The following is a 19755-nucleotide window of genomic DNA, read 5'->3' on the forward strand; positions in this document are numbered from 1 at the left end:
TTTCCTCCTGCTAAGCAATTTAGACGTAAGATTATTCGAGAAATCAACCTGTTTGTACACCAGTACATCATTTTCGAAATAACCAGAGCATTTTTCAAACATGTGCTAAAATATATATGGTAATTTTTTATTATGAAACGATAAACCATACGATCGTTGCTCCAACAATTCCTACTAAACCAACAATCGTTTCCATCACTGTCCATGTTTTCAGATTTGTCTTTTCATCAACTTCAAATAAAGATTTGGAAAGCCAGAAACCGGAGTCATTTACATGGCTGAAGGCTGTTCCTCCTGCTGCAATCGCGATAGTAAGTGTTGCAAGCTGCAACTGTGAAAGACCTGAAACCATAGGCATGGAAGCGATGATACCTGCTGCCATAGTCATAGATACTGTAGCCGATCCAACAGACACTCTGACCGCCGCTGCTACCAGAAATGCCACCACTAGCTGAGCCGGTTTCATAAACGGAATATTATTTCCGGCAAATTTTCCAAACACCGGTCCTGCCAGGATCATTGCCGGGATTCCAATAATAATTCCAAGAATAATAACATAACTAAGTTCTACATTCAGCATCTCTGCCAACAGAACCGGTCCCGGTGTCGGTGGTACAAAAGCATGACCAATCGCAAGGCCCGCCAGTAATGGGATAGAATAACAGAATACTGATTTTCCTGTTTTTCGCGCAATACCAAATGCAACCGGGATCAGAATCAGAAGTCCGGATTCAAAAAATACGGGCATTCCAACGATCAGACCAGTGATTCCAAGTGCCCACGGAGCTTTTTCTCACCAAATACCTTTAACAGTGTGTCCGCAATGACTTCCACACCACCAGATACCTGTAGAATCGCTCCAAACATAAAGCCCAGACCAATCAGAATCGCAATTGTCTGCAGAGTTGTACCAACACCTTCCGCTAATGTATCTGTAATCATGTCGAATGGCATTCCTGCCACCAGACCTATGATCAGCGCAGATGACATGATCGCGATAAAAGGTTGTACTTTACAATACAGCAAATCCCAGAAGCGCACCTGTAATCAGCCTTTCTGGAGAAGCAACAAAGTCACTCATTATAAATTCCTCCTGATGAATATGTGTTGTAACTATTTTTATATTTCCGGCGCCTTGCTTGATCATGGCTACACTATAACAATTGGATTTTCAGCTTTCAATACATATGACGTATGTATATTTTTTTCTGCAAAACGACAAAAACAGGCGGTGATTTTTCCTTGTTCACCGCCTGTTTTTTGTATATTTTTACTATCTTTCATTAAAAAACGTTTTTATAACATTCAATACGTCTGATGTATTTACATTATTATTCTTGTTTGATTGATTAATAGCAGATGTACTTATATATCATCTGGTTCATGATTTTTTCTTACTTTTTTCTTTTTTTCCAGAAATTCCATGATTACCTGCCGGTTATAGGTCAGGTGCATATTCATGGCACATTTTGCCCCTACAGGATCTTTATGTTCAATAGAGTTAACAATTGCCCTGTGTGTTTCCAGAGTTTCCTGCATCAGAGTTCTGTATGTGATATTGGCAAATATCACAACTGATGTATTGATTACAGGGATCAGACGCTCTACTACCATATTTCCACTGAGTTTCGCCAGATAACTATGGAATTCTATATCTTTCTGGATATGATTATACCCTTGCTTGTATAGCCTCTCAACTTCATTACATAATTCACGAAGTTTCGCAATCTGTTCCTTCGTTGCCTTTCTACATGCCCATGTGACAATCTCCGGTTCAATCATCAGACGGACATCAAAAAGATCTAATGCCAGCTGATATCTGTCTTTTATCTGCCCAAATCCCAGAACATCATTCTCCATATAAACTGTACTGATCACATAAGTTCCGTCTCCACGCCGCACTTCCAGAATCCCACGGCTTACCAGCCCCTTCACAGCCTCACGAATTGTACTTCTTCCTACATCAAATATCCCAGCAAGCTCAAATTCATTTGGAATTTTCTCACCAATTGCAATTTGATTATCTAAGATGTACTTCATTAGCTGATCCTCGGTTTGCTGACCAAGAGTCTTTTTTATCTGTACTTTTTTCTGACTCATTGTTTTCTCCTTATGAAAAAGAAGTATTCTGCTCCAGATATTTCTTCAGTGAAGAGACATACAGATTCCCCACCTTACTGAGGATTGAATTCTTTCTGGTAATATAGCCAATCTCCATGTCGCTGTTCTGGTTCTGCTCATCCCCTTCGAAGGGAATTGCCAGATAATCACTGCCATTAAGCTCCTCACAGATAATCCCTGAACACAGGGTATAGCCATTGAGTCCTACCATCAGATTCAGCATAGTCGCCCGGTCTGAAGCCTTAACTGTTCTGGAATATTCATTGGTAGACAGAATCTCCTCTGACAGATAAAAACTGCTCTTATCTCCCTGTTCGAAGGACAGACAAGGGTATTTTGCCAGCTGGCTGTAGCTGATAGATTTCTCATTTGCCAGTGGATGATTTTTCCACAAATATACATATGCCTGACAATCAATCAAATGATGAAACTCCAGATTCGCAGAGTGGAGAAGCTTTAACAGTGCCTTTCTGTTGAAATCACTGAGATAAAGTACTCCCACCTCGCTTTTCATGGTGCTGACGTCACTGATCACATCTGCAGTCTTTGTCTCCCTGATGGCAAATTCATATTCCGACACATCAAACTTCTGCACCATATCCACGAATGCTTTCACTGCAAAAGAATAATGCTGGGTGGAAACGCCAAATTTCTTCTTATAGGAACCACCCTCACTGTATTTCTCAACCACACTTTCATACTGTCCGTATATCTGACGGGCATACATCAGAAATTCTGTCCCGTCATTGGTCAGTGTCACACCACGGCCGCTGCGGTTGAATATAATGATTCCAAGCTCCTTCTCCAGTTCCTTCACTGCATTGGTCAGAGAAGGCTGGGAAATATACAACGCCTCCGCAGCTTTATTCAGTGAACCGGTTTCGGAAATTGTAATGATGTAATTCATCTGTGTTAGTGTCATGTTGTCTCTCCCTTACATATCCTTAGATCTTTTAATCAACTTTTTTCAAAGTATTTTCTCTGGCTGTAATAATTTTACTATATCATCTGAAGTTTCTCAACATTGCAATTTCTGCAAACAAAAATCTCCTGTGCAGACATATCAAATCGATTTCCTATCTGCTTCAGAAGATTTTTTATAAAAAATAATTACAACAGTCTGAATACCTGCTCTGCAGTTGCAGCCATATTTGCCTTTGCAGTGTCCGAATCCATTGCTTCTTCCAGTGTGGAAATTCCGCGCACGATTGGAAAGAAGGCATCTATTCCTACTTCATTGCAGGCAACTGCCTCTTTCGTAACGCTTCCTGCAAATGCAATGGTTTTTGCGCCATATTTCTTACCAAGCTTTGCAACACCGACCGGGGCTTTCCCCATGGCAGTCTGATAATCCAGACAACCTTCACCTGTTACAACCACATCTGCATCCTTCATTTCCTCTTCTATATGGACAGCATCCAGAATAAGCTGTATTCCGGGCGTCAGCTCGCCATCCAGATAATTCAGAAATGCAAATCCAAGTCCGCCTGCCGCACCTGCACCTGCCGCATTCTGGTTATCTTTGTCGGTCACTTTGGCAGTAACCTCTGCATAGTTTTTCATGCCTGCATCCAGAATCGGAAGCATATCGGGGGTAACTCCTTTCTGCGGTCCATAGATATATGTAGCTCCCTGAGAGCCGCAGAGAGGATTGGTCACATCACAGGCAATCCTGAAATTACACTGGGAAAGAAGTTGCTTTTTGTCTGAAATTTCTACAGATACAATCTTTGCAAGTGCCTGTCCGCCTTCTCCGGCATCCTCTCCCTTTTCATCCAGAAATCTGTAGCCAAGTGCTTTCAGCATACCCACTCCACCGTCATTAGTGGCGCTTCCGCCAATACCGATAATGAAGTTGCGGATACCTCTACCGATTGCATGAAGGATCAGTTCTCCCACTCCATAGGTGGTAGCGGTCATAGGCTCCTTCTTATCTGAAAGTGTGATACCTGCTGCTGTTGCCATTTCCATAACTGCGGTATTACTTTCCCTGAGATATCCATAATATGCCTGAACCGGCTCATGATAAGGACCTGTAACTGTCACATCCACACGTTCTCCCTTCAGACCTTCGATCAGCGCATCCGTAGTTCCCTCTCCACCGTCAGCCAGAGGTTTTACGATCACTTCTGCGTCCTTTTTTGCTGCAAGAATACCTGCTTTGACAGCCATTCCTGCTTCCATGGAAGTCATACTTCCCTTAAATGAATCAACTGCAACTACAACCTTCATAGCCAAAACCTCCAACTATTTCTATTATTTAAGACGGGTGATACATATTATGTTCTTTCTCCAGTTCTTTATAAAGCTGCATACAGTTCCAGTTCTGATTATGCTCCGTCAGAACTGCCTTGTAATCCACAGGTGTACCTGCTTTCCGCAAGGTATAGAGCACCTGGTCAAACAGATTCCCCGTGATTCCTGCAAGAATCAGCATTTCCTTCTCCATCTGCTCCTGCGGGATCAGCGCTGATGGAATCTGCACCTGAGAAACCTCTTTCACTCCTGCCAGATATCCGATTGGCTGACTATAGTCCTGGGGTTCTACAGTTTTAATCCGAAGCTTAAAAGGCAGCAACGCCATCTTTAACTTGCGAAGCTTCTGCTGATCCTGAAAATTTATTAATAAAATAGTTGGTTTCATATAAACACTCCTTCTGATACAAATAAATCCCCACCCACTACTTATTGCTCTTTACAATTGAAGCAGGGACTTCCTTGATTTGGTTAAATAATTACAACTATTATACCCTCTTCACCCGCACCTGACAATCATAATAGCCTGCATAGGACTTTTTATGTCACAGGAATATTATAAAATAATTTCCTGCAACGCAGAAAAACAGGCTTCGATATCTGTATCATCGATGCCTGTTTTTCTGCGTTGCAATTTGGAGCGGCATGGCTTTATCAATTACAAACTATTTCGCAGGATGTTCCTTGAGCATTTCGGAAACACTCCCACTCAAATAAGAAAACAGCGGGAAATATTGTAATTCACACATTATTGTGGTAAAGTAGTGTCGTGCTATTTTTCCTGAACCCAGTATCTTATCAAAGCTATAGACCGCAGAATTTTACCAGATTTGCGCATCACTCAATCCGTCTGCCAATATAGTCCTTCGGGTATCAGGAAATAACAATAAAGAGGAGGGAACAAATGAAAAAATTCTATTCGTGGTATAAAAAACATATTACCGCAGCAATCTTTACCGGTCTGATCCTTGGTATCATTACCGGACTGTTTCTGGCAAACCGTTTCGAACCGGTACTTGCCATCACAAGCCTTATCGGAAGCATTTACATGAATGCCCTGAACATGATGATCTTTCCACTGGTCTTCTGTTCCATTATCATGGGTATCTCCAGCATCGGTAATGCCCGCACAACCGGCAAGATCACAGCCGGCGCCATGATCTTTTTCCTGTGCACCACAGCACTTGCCAGCCTGGCAGGACTGATCATCCCGCGGCTGATCCATCTCGGTGAGGGTGTTAAATTCGAGATGGCAACTTCCGACATTCAGGCAACTGAGATGACCAGCATTCTGGACACCATCAAAAACCTGATCCCATCCAATCCGGTTGCAGCTTTCGCAAACGGAAATATGCTTCAGGTACTTGTATTCGCAGTCATCGTAGGCTTCACACTTATCGCCATCGGCGAAAAGGGTACTGCACTTCTGAAAGTCATCGATTCCTGTAACGAAGTCTGTCTGAAAGTCATCAGCACAGTTATGTACTTCACACCTATCGGTGTATTCTGTACTATCGTTCCTGTTGTAGAAGCCAACGGTACAGAAACCATCATTTCACTGGCAACTCAGCTGATCATCCTGTATGTGGCATTTTTCGGATTTGCCCTGGTCATTTACGGCGGCTCCGTGAAATTCATCGGCAAAGAAAGCCCTGTGAAATTCTTCAAAGCAATGCTTCCTGCCGCTCTGAACGCATTCGGAACCTGTTCCAGTTCAGCGACCATTCCGATCAGTAAACAGCGTATGGAAGACGAAATGGGCGTATCCAACAAGATCACAAGTATTGCCATTCCTCTTGGCGCTACTGTAAACATGGATGCCGTATCCATCCTGATGTCATTCATGATCATGTTCTTCGCCAATGCATGCGGAATTAACGTAAGCATTTCCATGATGATCATAATCCTTCTGGCAAACGTACTCCTGTCAGTAGGAACCCCGGGAATCCCTGGCGGTGCCATCGCATCCTTCGCAGCCCTGGCAACCATGGCAGGATTACCGGCAGGAGTTATGGGTGTTTATATCAGTATCAATACACTCTGCGATATGGGCGCAACCTGCGTCAATGTTATCGGTGATATGGCAGGATGTGTGGTTCTTAAGGAGAAGATTAAATTAGAAGATTAAGCAACCCCTAAAGCTGTTGTTTCCAATCGACTTAACGCAAAAAAGCTGCTGTGCATTTCTATAACTGAAACGCACAGCAACTTTTTTATTTACAGCAATTTCTTCATCACGTTACTCTACACCGAATCACTGCTCCGCGGTTTATCGATTAAATTGCTGTCTGTCTCTATTTCTTTAATCCGGTTGTAACCTTGCAGTTAGTTACTTTCAGGCTTCCTTCAGAAGCAAAGAGTGACAGGCTTTCTCCCGGACGTTTATATGCTCTTGCATTTAATGCAACACCGTCTACATAGATTGTAGCAATTGTATCATCTACGATCATTTTGATATTATATTTCTTACCAGGTACCAGCTCCAGCGGTCTCTCCAGTCCGATATTCTGGTTTGCAGGCCATGGCCAGTTTGGTTTTTTCTCAAATACATATCTGTCTTCTGTTACATTAAATACGAACTGGTAAGACTCAGCTTTATCCTCATCTTCATAGAATCTCACACCGAAAGTTCTGGTTCCTTCTGTGAATTCCACATCTGCTTCGAATTTGAAGATATCTCCTGTGTCTTTTGCAACTACTTTTTCTGTACTCTTAGTTGGAGTATCAATTACAAAATCTTCTGTCTTTTCTTCTTTATCAAATGCATTCCATACAGTTTCCGGAATTCTTACACCAAGAGTTCCGTCTTCTCTCTGATAAACCTCATGTGCCATAAATGTTCCTGCCCAGATGAAGTTATTGTCATCATCATCCTGATCCTTGGTAGCAACCCAGCCAAAGAGGATTCTCTGTCCGTTCAGTTCAAAAGTACGTCCTGCATAATAAGCTCTGCCGTCAAATGCATCATCTTTCGGTGCGATCCATGGACCTTCCAGACTCTTGCTCATACGGTATACCATTTTGCTTCTGTCACTGTATTCTGTCACAATGTGATACCACCAGTCACCAATCTTAAATAAGTCTGGCATCTCATGCATAGTATAGAGATCCGGTGCCCAGAAATCTCCTTCAAATTTCCAGTTTTTCAGGTCTTTGGATGTGAATTTAACAGTTCTTCCTGTCTGTCTTGTCTTTGGTCCCTGTAATCTTGCGCCAAGGATCAGCAGGTACTGATCATTTTCCTCATCGCGGATCACCCATGGATCTCTCCAGTCATCCGGGTCATAACCTTCCTGTGGTGTGAAGGTAAGTGCATCCTGAGTTTTGTGCCATGTTACAAGATCATCGCTGTATGCATGCATCAGAACCTGAGATGGTTTTCCAAGTGCCGGATAATCGCGGTTATAGCCTGTATAGAAAATATGATACTGTCCTTCTGCCTCGAAAACACTTCCTGCAAAGATGAACTGATCCTGTTCTTCATCTGTTCCTCTCGGAATTGCCACGCCTTTATCTTCGTAATGTACAAAATCAGAAGTTGTTGCCAGATCCCAGCCAAATGGTTCTCCAAATGGTCCCGGTTTTCTGGTATCTCTCTGATGATATAAATAGAATTTATCTCCATGTCCAAATGGCATGCAATCGCCAAACCATGTTCCCGGGAACTGATAGTATAATTTCTGCATAGTCTTAATCTCCTTTTTTATACTTTATTTCACTTTACAGGCCTGCTTGTACTTTTCCGGCAAGCCTGTTATTTACTCATAAATCAAACTACTGTTATCAGGTAATTCTTGCATATTATCAACCTTTTACTGCACCTGCTGTCATACCTGCCAGCATCTTCTTGCTACTGAAGAAGTAGAAAATAAATACCGGAAGTACTGTTACAGTGATGGCTGCAAATGTACCACCCCAGTCTGTCAGTCCCATGCTTCCTACGAAGTCATTTAAACCAAGTGTAATGGTTTTCATATCTGTAGATCTGGTAAATGTATAAGCATTAATATACTCATTCCAGCAGAATACTGCCTGCATGGTTGCTACTGTGATAATAGAGTTCAGTGACATCGGAACCACCATCTTAAAGAAACATCCTATCGGTGAACATCCATCAATGATCGCTGCTTCCAGCATTTCTTCAGGGAAGAATTTGCTGAATGAATAAAACAGCTGAATGGAATAAGACAGTGAAAAAGCAATCTGTGGCAAAATAATTGCCGGGTATGTATTGATCAGTCCCATCTTATTAAAAATAGTAAACAATGGAATCAGTGCAACCTGCATAGGAAGCATCAATCCAAGAAGGAAATAATTAAGGACAAATTTTCTGCCTTTGAATTTGATTTTGCTTAATGCAAATCCAGCCATCAGTGCAAATAAAAGCAGAGGAATCAGTACACCGATCAAAACAATGATACTGTTTTTAAAATAAGTCAGCATATGGCTTTTTGTAAAAACATTGATAAAGTTTGTCAGCACCCATTTTGACGGGAGTGCATATGCCGGTAACTGTCTGAAATCATCCAGTGACTTAAAGCTTGAAGTAAATACATAGAAGAAAGGATAAACCTGCATCACAACAAGGATTAATGCGATAACCCATTTAATGATGCTCGGAATGGTTGTTTTTTTCTTTTTCATTCGTCATCCCCTCCTCCTGTAAATTTACGGAATAACATTCCAACTACCATACAGATGATTACGATCATGATCGCTACAGAACTTCCGTAACCATATTTCATACTGCTGAACGCCTGTTTATACATATAAGTTGTCATAAGTTCAGAAGCATTTCCCGGTCCTCCATGTGTTAACAGATAAGAGAACTCGAAAGATCTCAGGGAACCATTCAGTACCAGCAGACAGTTTGCAATGATAACCGGTTTAATATAAGGAATTCTTACATAAAGATATTCCTGCCATGTTGATGCTCCATCGATCAGTGCTGCTTCTCCCAGTTCATCCGGAACACCGATCAGTGCTGCATAAAAGATAACCATATACAGTCCCAGGTATTTATATGCTTCTACAAAAGCTGTTACATACAGTGAAATCTGAGGATTGGAAATCCACTCCATCAGTTTCAGAGATGGATCGATGAATGATAATACCTGATTCACAATACCGGTTGGAGTTACTGATAATAACTTTGTAAAAATCTGGCAAATCGCTACAGAAGAGATAACTACCGGAATATAATACAGAGTCTGTAAAGCAACTCTTCCTTTTTTAATACGACTGAGGAGAATCGCAAATAATAAACCTCCAAATACCTGAATTGCCACATTAATTACAGTATAAACAAGAGTATGCCCTATTGTAGCTCTGAAAACTTCATCCTGCGTAACAAGTTCTATATAGTTTTTTAATCCTACAAATACTTTCTCTCCAACACCACCCCAGTCAAAAAAGCTATAATAACCAGCCCATATGATGGAAACAATTACAAATGCTGTATAAATAAGAAATGCTGGAAAGATGAATAAAAGGATGACTGACTTTTTTCCAAATGCTTTCTGCACAGTTCTTCCTCCTCTCTTTCTCTGAAAGAGACTGACAAGGCAGCTGTCAGTCTCTGTTTATTATTATTGAAAAATCACTTACTTTTTACAAAAGAATCACAGGTTTCGATAAATTCATCCGGAGTGGTAATTCCCTGAGCCAGTTTCTGCTGTTCATCTGCAATTTGGGTCAGATTTTCTGAATCAAGCTTATCATCCCATGAGGTCCATGCTGTTTCAGCATTTTCAAATAACGGCTGAAGATCATAGAAAAGCTGTGGAAGTCCTTCTGGAATATCATCGTTAAACGGTGAGAAAATATTTCCTTTGTTGTAACAAGCCTCTGAATAATGTTCACATGCATAATCAAAGAATTCCTGCATAGTGTCGTCATATGTAGCCTTATTATATCCAATACCAAATCCTGCGTGAATTGGAATATTTGTCTCCATATTATCCATTTCTTCTGTGTCAGGCACAGGGAAAAATCCTATCTGACCTGCATCATACATATCCTCAGCAAGATTGATCTGACCTGAACCACTGTAGAAAATTCCACCAGTGCCACCATAGAATAAGTTTGTGGCTGAAGTGTAATCTACACTTGCAAATCCTGGTTCAAAATATCCTTTTGTTCCAAGATCATAAACCAGATTTACACCATATTTGGCAGCTTCATTTTTGGCAAAAGAGTCTGTTCCAGCCTGATATCCAGTGATAAATTCCGGACCTGTTACTCTCCATGGAGAGAATGAAAGATATCTCATAATCTGCCATACATCTGAACCACCGATAATAACCGGAATTTCTCCTATATCCGCAAGTTTCTGACAGTCTTCTTCAAATTCTTTCCATGTTGTCGGAGTTTCTTTAATACCGGCTTTTTCAAAGAGATCCTTCCTATACATAAAGAATTCACAATATAATCCCTGTGGGAAAAGATACAAATTACCATCATCTGCATCTGTAAGGAAATCTCGTACCGCACCATTCATCTTATCCGCATATCCATTTCGATCTAACTCAGCACCTAAATCCACTAATGCATCAATGTCTTTACATGCTTTAGAAAGTGTTCCATTGGGGCATCCGAAGATATCTGGTAATGTATCACTATTGATATACATCTGTAATTTCGTAAAATAATCTTGTTTATCATTAACCATTTCTATTTCATAGTCAATGCCTTTCTCATCACAGAAATTTTTCAACAAATAGTCATAAACCTGATACTGTTCTGTCGATTCTGTTGAGTTTAATAAAGCAGTAATCTTCGTTCTTTTTCCATCATCCGATTTCTTCGCAGAAGCTGTAACTGCTCCCATGCCTGTCAGAAGACTGGCTGTCATAGCTGCCGTCATGGCAAGTGATAACACTTTTTTCATTTTCCTCATTTACTTGTTTCCTCCTTTTAATTTGTGTTTCCTCGTTCTTGATGATTTTATTTTAGTCTTTTTGCCTTTTATAAACAATTGGAAATAAAAGTAAAAATAGGAGATTTGTGCACAAATTTTATACTGTGCACAAATCTCCTGTTCTATCGTCAGGTAGATAAAATCATCCGCCTCGCTACTTGCCTGATTCGATTAAATGACTTACCTGATACAGTTAACCTCGCTGTTTATATATATTTCCTGAATTCATTGGGTGTAATACCGTAACGCTTTTTGAATACTTTTATGTAATATCCAAAGTCTTTGTATCCTACCATTTCTGCGATTTCATATTGTTTATATTTATTATCTGCAATCAGTTTCTCCACCTGTTGGAACCGGACATCTGTCAGATATTCCAGAAAACTCTTTCCGGCATATTTCTTAAGAAGGCGGCTGATATAGGTTCTGCTTACATGGAATTTCTCAGTCAGATCATCCATAGATAAATCTCCTGAATAATTCTTCTCAATGTAAGAAAGAACACTCTGAACCAGTTTCCGGTTCCGTTCATCAGTTCCTTCTGTATTCTGTTTAATCAGCGTTCCAAACAGATTCAGCAGACAATTCAACACCTCTTCTGTGTTCTCGCACTGACAGATTCTTTTTATTCCATCCTGAAGCACAGAAAGATTCCAGTTTTTATTATGAATTTCACTGTCAACTGCACAGATATATGGAAATTTCATACATCCCAAAAGTAAATCCATTGCTGCAAATTTCACCGGAGATACATCTTCCGGTGCGTTTCGAAACATCTGATGAAGTTCATCCTCCGCTTTCTCAAAACTGTCCTGAAACAAAGTCATCATAAAATGTGTTTTTTCACCGGAAGTAATCACAAAGTCTGTCTGTTTTTCATATTGCAGATCTTCGTATCTGAGTATGATATTCGTACCCAGATAAACACATTGCCTGCATGCTGTCTGTGCCTTACGGTACTGTGCATTTGCCTGATATTCGTCCACTTCTACATCGCTCAATCCAAAATTCATATGTGCTTTCAGATACCGTTCTACTTCTACCTGTATCTTACTGCATGCCTGCAATGCTTTTTCCATACATACTGCGTTTTCTTCTTCCTTTTCAAACAAAAGAATAAAATTATATTCTGCAGTTGCTGTATTATAATCGCTCAAAACATGAATTCCAAAATCATTAAAAATTTCCTCAAAAATATTGATGCATGCAAATTCCTCTATCCATTTATCTCCTGTATGGATTTTATTTTCTCCAACAACTTTTCGCCCTACACACACAATATATTTCTCTATTGTCAGATTCAGAGATTCTGCCTGCTCTTTTACAACTCCTTTTCCCTGGATTCTTCCATACAGAAGATTTCCCGCAAATTTGGATCTCAGCTGCGGAACTGACCTGTTGAAATATTTCTTCAGATCCCGGATTTCCTGCTGTTTTTCCTTCCTTGCATGAATTTCCCCTGCAATCCGGGCAGCCATTGCCTTTAACTCATCATAGTCCACCGGTTTGAGAAGATATTCTTCCACACCAATGCTGATTGCTTTCTGAGCGTAGGCAAAACTGTCATATCCTGTCAGTATCACTATAACCGCATTGGGATAAATCTCATGTGCTTTTTCTGCAAAATCCAGTCCATCCATTCCCGGCATCTTCACATCTGTAAGAATCAGATCCGGTTTCGCCTGCTCTAGTTTCTCCAGACCCTCCAATCCGTTCCTTGCAGTTGCGGATATATGGTATCCATAATCGCTCCATGGAAACGAACATAAACCATCCAGAATAATATATTCATCATCTAATATCATTACCTGCAATTCCATTATCTCTCGTCTCCCCTTTTTTTGTTATTTTCATTAACAGGTTCATCACATTTCCTGTAGGTAACTCCGACATTACCGTTCATCGGGATTTCCAGTATTACCTGTGTTCCCTTCCCCGGTTCTGATGTAATGCTCATCCTTGCCTTGTTCTGATATACATAATCCAGTCTCTTTCTCACCGCATACACTCCCAGATGAGTATGTGTCCGCTCTGCTTCATGATCTGGCTCTTCCTCTGTCCCCATCAATTTCTCCAACTGTTCCTGTGACATTCCAACTCCATCATCCTTTACTGTAAATACTGCCATTCCATCTGTAATTTCTCCTGAAACATAAAGGAAACAGTCCCATGTCGCATTTTCCACACCATGAACTACCGCATTTTCCACCAGTGTCTGAATAGTCATCTTCGGAATCTCTAATTCATTTAATCTCTCATCCACTTCAATATAAGATGTAAATTTATCTCCATATCTGGTTTCCTGTATGTAAAGATAATCCTGTACATATTTTATTTCCTCACGAATATAAACCATACTTCTTTTATTGCTGATACTTGCACGCATCAGACTGCTGATAGAAGTAACCATACGACAAATATTATCCTCACCTTTTTTTCGCGCCATCCAGTTGATTGTATCCAGTACATTATAAAGAAAATGCGGATTGATCTGTGCCTGTAAAGCCTGGAATTCAATATCTTTGTTAACTGTTTCCATCTCCACAACCTGTTTTATCAGCTGCTCTATTTTCTCTATCGTCTGGTTGAAAACAGAATTCATGGCTCCAATCTCATCCCTTCTTCCTTCCGGAAGACGGACAGAAAAATCCCCCTCCGCAAACTGCTGCATTGCTTTACTTGTACGCTTGATCGGACCGGCGATTCCCTTTGCCAGAATATCAGCAAGAAAAATACACAACATCAAACTTGCCAGAATAAGCATGATTGTCGTTTTCTGTAATCCTCTGGCTGTTTTCTGTAAGAAACTCATAGGAATCATTCCTACAACTGTAAGTCCTGTGTCAGAACTTCTCTGATATACACAGTCATAACCCTGTCCATCTGCAGTAAACAGAAAATCTCCTGTGTTACCTGATATTTTTTCTATCCAGCTTCTGTCACTGATTGTCGCATCATTCTCTGCGCTCTCTATCAGAACATTTTTGTCACTGTCCAGAAGAAAAATATGTGCAGACAAAGAATCTCTGGCTGTGATCGTCATTTTTTTCAGATAGCTCAGCTTAATAGATGCTCTCAATATTCCCACTGGCTTCATAGTCAGAGAATCTTTGATCTGCTTTGCCATATACATCAGGCCTTCCTCAGAAGCATTATAATAAATACAGCGTCCTTTTGCCTGCTCCGCCAGTTCACAGGATGTCTGAGCGGTATTTTCATTAATCTCATGATTATTTGCCAGCAGATGATTTGCTCCGTTATAACCATACAGCTGGATATCATTCATATAAATACTTGTATATCCCTGCAAAAGCAGCCTTCTGATCTGCCCTGATCTTGAATAATAGGAATACAGCTCTGTGCCATCCGATTTATATGGTTCATCAGACTCCAATTCCTCCTGAACCGTATTGTTATTTGCAATATACTCAAATGAATTCCTCACCATATCAAAATAATGATCCAAATTCACCGACAACTCGTTCACCACTCCCGCAGACTGCTTCCTTGTCTGTTCTGTCACAATTGAAGATGCAGACATATACTGCGAAACACTGGCAGCCAACAGAACAACCAATGCTACCCCTAACGTACAATACAGAATTTTTCTCTGTATCGACAGATTAATATACCACTTCTTTAAATTTTTCATCTCTCTTTTCCCTTTAATGCCCCTTTACTTTTCCCGTTTTTCACTGCTGCGATCTATTCCGGACAGCTAAAAAGCCGACACACTGCTTCCAGTCAATGTATCGGCTTTACTGCTTCATTTTATTATACAGGTATATTCCGTAACTTTTTCTGTTTTACAGATACTGACTGAATTCCACTTTCTCCTTGTTCGGACCTTCAATGGTAAAAAACTTCACACCATTTTCCCAGAATGGCAGGAAATGAATGATATCCTGTGTGGAGTTTAAACCAGCTTCATTAATATACCGGAAAATCTCCTCAATATCTCTTACATCAAGTGCAACATGATCGATCGCTCCATGCTCCATCTTCGCCGCATGATTCTCATAAGTCTCCACTACCAGAGTTCCCAGTTTCAGAAACACAACCTTCTCATTCGCTTCCTCATTTACAGTCTCAAATGCAGTCTCAAAACCAAGTTTATGATAAAACTCCACAGTTTTATCAATGTCATTTGTCGGAATCCCGATATGCTGTACCCCTGTTGAATAATTCTTTAAATCCATGATCTTTACCTCTTTCTGCTCATCTTTGTAGCTTTTACTCATTTATTTTCATAATTTTACTTATCCAAAATATACGCAGAAAATCATTCGATTGTCAAGAGTAACAACTGATTCTTTTCACTTGACCCCTCCGCTCCCACCACCTCATCCATTTTCTCTTACACAGCCAATAGCCAGCGCGAAGCAGCATCTCTCTGCAGGTGAATCTGGAGGGGGCTTAGTAACTCTAAGGTGGGGGAAATCCGCGTTATGAAGAAAAATAGCAACCTGTCTGAGCGGAGTCTGCGACGGAGCGAGTTTTGCATTTTTCTTCATGCTTTTAGCGGATTTCCCCCACCTTAGAGTTACTTAGCCCCCGGAACTGAACCTGCAGAGAGATGCTGCTTCGCGCGTCCCCTCTTGCGCTGTGTACGCCCCACACCAACAAACTTCCCCCAAATACTTACAAAAACCTCTTGACTTTCAAAACAAACAGCGTTAAAATTGCTTTAGCTTTTTAAACAGCTAAACCTATAACGCATAAATTCAACGAAGGGAACCAGTAAAAACAGTCCCCCTGTCCTCAGAGAACTGCAGTCCGGTGAAATGCAGTGACAGACCTGTTTCGAATATCATCCCCGAGAAGGAAAGCCGAACCCTTGAATACAGCCATCACAGATATTGCCGTATTCACAGTAAGCTTCCCCGGCCGCCCCCCGTTACAGGAGCCGCGTATATCGGTACGTTGCAGAATCGTACTTGTTTCAAAGGTGAAACAGGGTGGTTACGGAATATCATATGTCCGTCCCTGCGTGGGGCGGACTTTTTTTATGTTATAGGAAATTACTCCATAATATTCCCATAACATAAAAAAGCCCTGACACACGAGACATACTTTCTTTTCCAGGCTGTCGATCTGAAACCGAAACACTACTTCTGTTTTTCGCAGATAACAGAATTCACCACAGATGAAAAATGTAACTAATTACATATTATAACCATTACATTCCATCTGCCTTGAATCTGCTCCAAATTCCGAAAAACAGCAGCAAATTTTTTGAGAGGAGTAGAGAGCATGAAAATCTACAAAAAAATCATGAACGCACTGGCTGCAGTAGAAAAGATCGTCCTTGTGATCTCCACACTGCTGATCCTGGTGCTGACTGTGGGAAACGTATTTTCCCGTAAAGTCATCCACCGTTCCTGGTCCTTCACAGAAGAACTTGTAGTAGCGGTATTCGTACTCATCACCCTGCTGGCAGCCGCACTTGCCTGCCGCGAAGGAGAACTGGTCAGCCTGACACTGGTCACAGACCGTCTTCCAAAAAAACTGAAGAAACCATCTGTGATCCTGATCACAGTCCTGAGCATCATCTTCAGCGTCATCCTTTTCAAATACGGAATGGACAAGGTAATCACTCAGCTTCAGAATGGAAAAAGAACCTTCGTATTAAACTGGCCTGAATGGATCTTCTGGTCCTTCGTACCCATCGGTGCAGGATGCATGATCCTTCACTTCATTGAATTCTGTCTGGACTTCTGCTGCAAAACCGACAGTGCCAAAAATACCGACAACAGCACAAAAAGTAACATGAACACAATCACAACAGACAAAAAGGAGGCCAAATAAATGATCAGTGCAATCTTATTTATCTCCTTCTTCATATTCCTGATCCTGGGTGTACCCATCGGAATCTGCCTCGGACTTTCCTCCGTATGCGCAATCCTCTACTCCGGTACATCCCTGACGATCGTAGCAACCAACATGTACTCAGGAATCAGCAAATTCCTGCTCCTGGCAATCCCATTCTTCGTACTGTCAGGAAACATCATGGCAAAAGCCGGTATCTCCAAACGACTGATCAAATTCGTTGATACCTGCGTAGGCCACAAAAAAGGCGGTATCGCCATCGTATGTGTTATCGTAGCCTGCTTCTTCGGCGCCATCTCCGGTTCCGGCCCTGCAACTGTTGCAGCTCTTGGCGCCGTACTGATCCCTGCAATGGTAGAACAGGGCGGTTTCTCCGCACCATTCTCCACAGCACTGATGGCAACCTCAAGCTCCATTGCCATTGTCATCCCGCCAAGTATCGCCTTCGTTGTATATGCCTCCATCACAGGCACATCCATCGCAGATATGTTCATGGCAGGTATCGTACCAGGTCTTCTAATGGGCGTGGCACTGATAATCGTAGTAATGCTGGAAGCAAAGAAACACAATATCAAACCATCCAGGGAAAAAGCCTCCGGCAAAGAACGCTGGGACGCTTTCAAAGATGCTTTCTGGGGATTCCTGATGCCGGTCATCATTCTGGGCGGTATCTACGGCGGTATCTTCACACCAACAGAAGCAGCAGCCGTATCCGTTGTATACGGTCTCTTCGTAGGTATGGTCATCTACCGCGAAGTTTCCATCCGCGATATGTTTGACATTCTGGTAGACTCAGCAAAGACAACCGGCGGTATTATGCTCATCGTAGCAAGTGCCTCTCTGTTCTCCTTTGTATGTACCAAATTCGGTATTGCAGATGCAGCCTCCAATTTACTTGGAAGCATCGCACACAATCAGTTTACCTTCCTGCTGATCGTAAATATCATCTTCCTGATCGCAGGATGCTTCATCGATGCAAACTCCGCTATGTACATCTTCATCCCGATCATGCTTCCTGTATGTAAGGCTCTTGGATACGATATAGTAGCATTCGGTGTTATGGCAACTGTAAACCTTGCAATCGGACAGGTAACTCCTCCTGTAGGTGTAAACCTTTTCGTAGCAATCAGCATCAAGATCAAAAAAGGTCTGGAAGTTACTCTGCAGGAGATCTCAAGGGCAGTTGTGCCAATGATCGCAGCCTGCGTTGCAGTTCTTCTGATCGTTACATACATCCCGATCACCTCCACTTTCCTTCCGAAAGCTCTTGCAAAAGAAGGCTCCTACACAGGTGATCAGTCCTCCGCTTCCTCTGACACAGCTTCCAAGGACGCAGGAGACGGCAATAACTCCTTTGACACAATCGCAGATTACAGCGACCTTGACTGGCCGGAAATGACCTGGAACTTCGCATGCTCCACTACTGAGACAAGTACCTGGGCTGATGGCGGACGTAAGTTCGGTGAACTGATGGAAAAAGCTACAGGCGGCAAAGTCAAAGTCAACATTTACGCTGCTGACCAGCTTACAAACGGCAACCAGTCCGAAGGTATTCAGGCTCTGATGAATGGGGACCCGGTTCAGATCTCCATGCACTCCAACCTGATCTACTCTGCATTTGATCCACGTTTCAACGTTGTTTCTCTTCCGTTCGTCTATGATTCTTACGACGATGCAGATGCGAAATTCGATGGCGAAGCAGGTGCAAAGCTGAAAGAAATCCTCAGTGAGTACGGACTCCACTGCATGGGGATTGCAGAGAACGGTTTCCGCGAAATCACAAACAGCAAACATGAGATTAAATCTGTAGACGATATGAAGAACCTGAAGGTTCGTGTAGCAGGCTCCAACCTTCTGATGGAATGCTACAAGAGATGGGGCGCTGATGCCACAAACATGAACTGGTCTGAAACTTACACAGCACTTCAGCAGAACACAGTAGAAGGTCAGGAGAATCCGCTTCCCGCTATCGACGCTGCAAGTGTTCAGGAGGTTCAGCCTTACTGCTCTATGTGGGATGCAATTTATGATTGCCTGTTCTTCTGTATCAACGAAGACATCTACAACAGTCTCACACCACAACAGCAGGAAGTTGTTGACGAGGCAGGACAGAAAGCAGTTGAATATGAGCGTTACATCAACCGCTCCGGAGATGACGAGATCAAAGAACGCTGGGCAAGCCAGAACGGTGTAACAATCACAGAGAAAGAAGACATGGACATCGACTCCTTCAAAAAAGCAGTTGACGGTATCGATGACTGGTTTGTAAACGAACTGAAGAGCCAGGGCTATGACGATGCCCAGGATCTGGTTGACCTTTTCACAAAGGATTCCTTCAATACAGTGGAAGATTACAGTGATCTGGACTGGCCGGAAACAACCTGGAACTTCGCTTGCTCCACTACTGAGACAAGTACCTGGGCTGACGGCGGACGTAAGTTCGGTGAACTGATGGAAAAAGCTACAGGCGGAAAGGTTAAAGTCAATATTTATGCAGCTGACCAGCTTACAAACGGCAACCAGTCCGAAGGTATTCAGGCTCTGATGAATGGGGACCCGGTTCAGATTTCCATGCACTCCAACCTGATCTACTCTGCATTTGATCCACGTTTCAACGTTGTTTCTCTTCC

The 19755-nt window shown here is 41.9% G+C and carries 15 protein-coding genes and 1 pseudogene; 3 read left to right on the forward strand and 13 right to left on the reverse strand.

The genetic code is table 11. The features are described from left to right. Positions 1–130: 130 nt before the first annotated feature. The 6 genes and pseudogenes from LI074_RS18195 to LI074_RS12275 form a co-directional block, all read right to left on the reverse strand. Positions 131–520 (reverse strand): GntT/GntP/DsdX family permease, encoded by a 390-nt coding sequence (locus LI074_RS18195; protein ID WP_420313907.1) that lies wholly within the window; start codon positions 518–520, stop codon positions 131–133. 6 nt (positions 521–526) lie between these two features. Continuing rightward, positions 527–990, reverse strand: a pseudogene (locus LI074_RS18200) (GntP family permease); the annotation flags it as partial. A gap of 375 nt (positions 991–1365) precedes the next feature. After that, the gene (locus tag LI074_RS12260; protein WP_118136205.1) at positions 1366–2100 is read right to left on the reverse strand and encodes a FadR/GntR family transcriptional regulator; all 735 of its coding nucleotides are present in this window, start codon (positions 2098–2100) and stop codon (positions 1366–1368) included. 10 nt (positions 2101–2110) lie between these two features. After that, entirely contained in the window at positions 2111–3043 is a 933-nt protein-coding gene (locus LI074_RS12265) for a LysR family transcriptional regulator (RefSeq protein ID WP_118136207.1), read from the reverse strand. A gap of 188 nt (positions 3044–3231) precedes the next feature. Next, on the reverse strand, positions 3232–4353 hold the full coding sequence (locus LI074_RS12270) for a glycerate kinase family protein (protein WP_173697945.1): 1122 nt from the start codon (positions 4351–4353) through the stop codon (positions 3232–3234). 28 nt (positions 4354–4381) lie between these two features. Then, positions 4382–4765, reverse strand: coding sequence for a DUF3783 domain-containing protein (locus LI074_RS12275; RefSeq protein WP_161233711.1), 384 nt, complete (start codon positions 4763–4765; stop codon positions 4382–4384). A gap of 516 nt (positions 4766–5281) precedes the next feature. On the opposite strand from LI074_RS12275, the gene LI074_RS12280 reads away from it, so the two are divergent. Next, complete coding sequence (locus tag LI074_RS12280) at positions 5282–6505, forward strand: dicarboxylate/amino acid:cation symporter (RefSeq protein ID WP_055200930.1); 1224 nt, start codon at positions 5282–5284, stop codon at positions 6503–6505. A 166-nt stretch (positions 6506–6671) separates the two neighbouring features. Here the strand turns inward: LI074_RS12280 and LI074_RS12285 are convergent, their stop codons facing one another. The 7 genes from LI074_RS12285 to LI074_RS12315 form a co-directional block, all read right to left on the reverse strand. Next, positions 6672–8063, reverse strand: a complete 1392-nt coding sequence (locus LI074_RS12285; protein WP_008705242.1) for a GH32 C-terminal domain-containing protein — start codon at positions 8061–8063, stop codon at positions 6672–6674. A gap of 118 nt (positions 8064–8181) precedes the next feature. After that, positions 8182–9021 (reverse strand): carbohydrate ABC transporter permease, encoded by an 840-nt coding sequence (locus tag LI074_RS12290; RefSeq protein WP_025580899.1) that lies wholly within the window; start codon positions 9019–9021, stop codon positions 8182–8184. After that, positions 9018–9902, reverse strand: a complete 885-nt coding sequence (locus LI074_RS12295; protein WP_025580898.1) for a carbohydrate ABC transporter permease — start codon at positions 9900–9902, stop codon at positions 9018–9020. The genes LI074_RS12290 and LI074_RS12295 overlap by 4 nt, the downstream gene beginning before the upstream one ends. A gap of 74 nt (positions 9903–9976) precedes the next feature. Next, positions 9977–11275, reverse strand: coding sequence for an ABC transporter substrate-binding protein (locus LI074_RS12300; protein ID WP_055057832.1), 1299 nt, complete (start codon positions 11273–11275; stop codon positions 9977–9979). 227 nt (positions 11276–11502) lie between these two features. Then, positions 11503–13116, reverse strand: coding sequence for a response regulator transcription factor (locus LI074_RS12305; RefSeq protein WP_062808178.1), 1614 nt, complete (start codon positions 13114–13116; stop codon positions 11503–11505). After that, positions 13116–14948 carry a cache domain-containing sensor histidine kinase gene (locus LI074_RS12310; RefSeq protein WP_173704866.1) on the reverse strand — a complete coding sequence of 611 codons (1833 nt, stop codon included), beginning with the start codon at positions 14946–14948 and terminating at the stop codon, positions 13116–13118. The genes LI074_RS12305 and LI074_RS12310 overlap by 1 nt, the downstream gene beginning before the upstream one ends. 154 nt (positions 14949–15102) lie before the next feature. Further along, complete coding sequence (locus LI074_RS12315) at positions 15103–15495, reverse strand: VOC family protein (protein ID WP_173704869.1); 393 nt, start codon at positions 15493–15495, stop codon at positions 15103–15105. Between the two features lie 1054 nt (positions 15496–16549). Between LI074_RS12315 and LI074_RS12320 the strand changes: the two genes are divergently transcribed. Both LI074_RS12320 and LI074_RS12325 read left to right on the forward strand, forming a co-directional pair. After that, the gene (locus LI074_RS12320; RefSeq protein WP_008705255.1) at positions 16550–17104 is read left to right on the forward strand and encodes a TRAP transporter small permease; all 555 of its coding nucleotides are present in this window, start codon (positions 16550–16552) and stop codon (positions 17102–17104) included. Then, positions 17105–19755 (forward strand): TRAP transporter large permease subunit (locus tag LI074_RS12325; RefSeq protein ID WP_265107674.1); only part of this gene is annotated, 2651 nt, incomplete at its 3' end.

The sequence above is a fragment of the Blautia sp. MSK18_10 genome, from assembly GCF_020553185.1.
GTDB lineage: Bacteria > Bacillota > Clostridia > Lachnospirales > Lachnospiraceae > Blautia_A > Blautia_A wexlerae.

Bases quoted from the DNA above. Each gene is read 5' to 3' on its own strand.
- LI074_RS18195 (WP_420313907.1), bottom strand. From the start codon at position 520: ATGATCCTGGCAGGACCGGTGTTTGGAAAATTTGCCGGAAATAATATT.
- LI074_RS12260 (WP_118136205.1), bottom strand. From the start codon at position 2,100: ATGAGTCAGAAAAAAGTACAGATAAAAAAGACTCTTGGTCAGCAAACC.
- LI074_RS12265 (WP_118136207.1), bottom strand. From the start codon at position 3,043: ATGACACTAACACAGATGAATTACATCATTACAATTTCCGAAACCGGT.
- LI074_RS12270 (WP_173697945.1), bottom strand. From the start codon at position 4,353: ATGAAGGTTGTAGTTGCAGTTGATTCATTTAAGGGAAGTATGACTTCC.
- LI074_RS12275 (WP_161233711.1), bottom strand. From the start codon at position 4,765: ATGAAACCAACTATTTTATTAATAAATTTTCAGGATCAGCAGAAGCTT.
- LI074_RS12280 (WP_055200930.1), top strand. From the start codon at position 5,282: ATGAAAAAATTCTATTCGTGGTATAAAAAACATATTACCGCAGCAATC.
- LI074_RS12285 (WP_008705242.1), bottom strand. From the start codon at position 8,063: ATGCAGAAATTATACTATCAGTTCCCGGGAACATGGTTTGGCGATTGC.
- LI074_RS12290 (WP_025580899.1), bottom strand. From the start codon at position 9,021: ATGAAAAAGAAAAAAACAACCATTCCGAGCATCATTAAATGGGTTATC.
- LI074_RS12300 (WP_055057832.1), bottom strand. From the start codon at position 11,275: ATGAGGAAAATGAAAAAAGTGTTATCACTTGCCATGACGGCAGCTATG.
- LI074_RS12305 (WP_062808178.1), bottom strand. From the start codon at position 13,116: ATGGAATTGCAGGTAATGATATTAGATGATGAATATATTATTCTGGAT.
- LI074_RS12310 (WP_173704866.1), bottom strand. From the start codon at position 14,948: ATGAAAAATTTAAAGAAGTGGTATATTAATCTGTCGATACAGAGAAAA.
- LI074_RS12315 (WP_173704869.1), bottom strand. From the start codon at position 15,495: ATGGATTTAAAGAATTATTCAACAGGGGTACAGCATATCGGGATTCCG.
- LI074_RS12320 (WP_008705255.1), top strand. From the start codon at position 16,550: ATGAAAATCTACAAAAAAATCATGAACGCACTGGCTGCAGTAGAAAAG.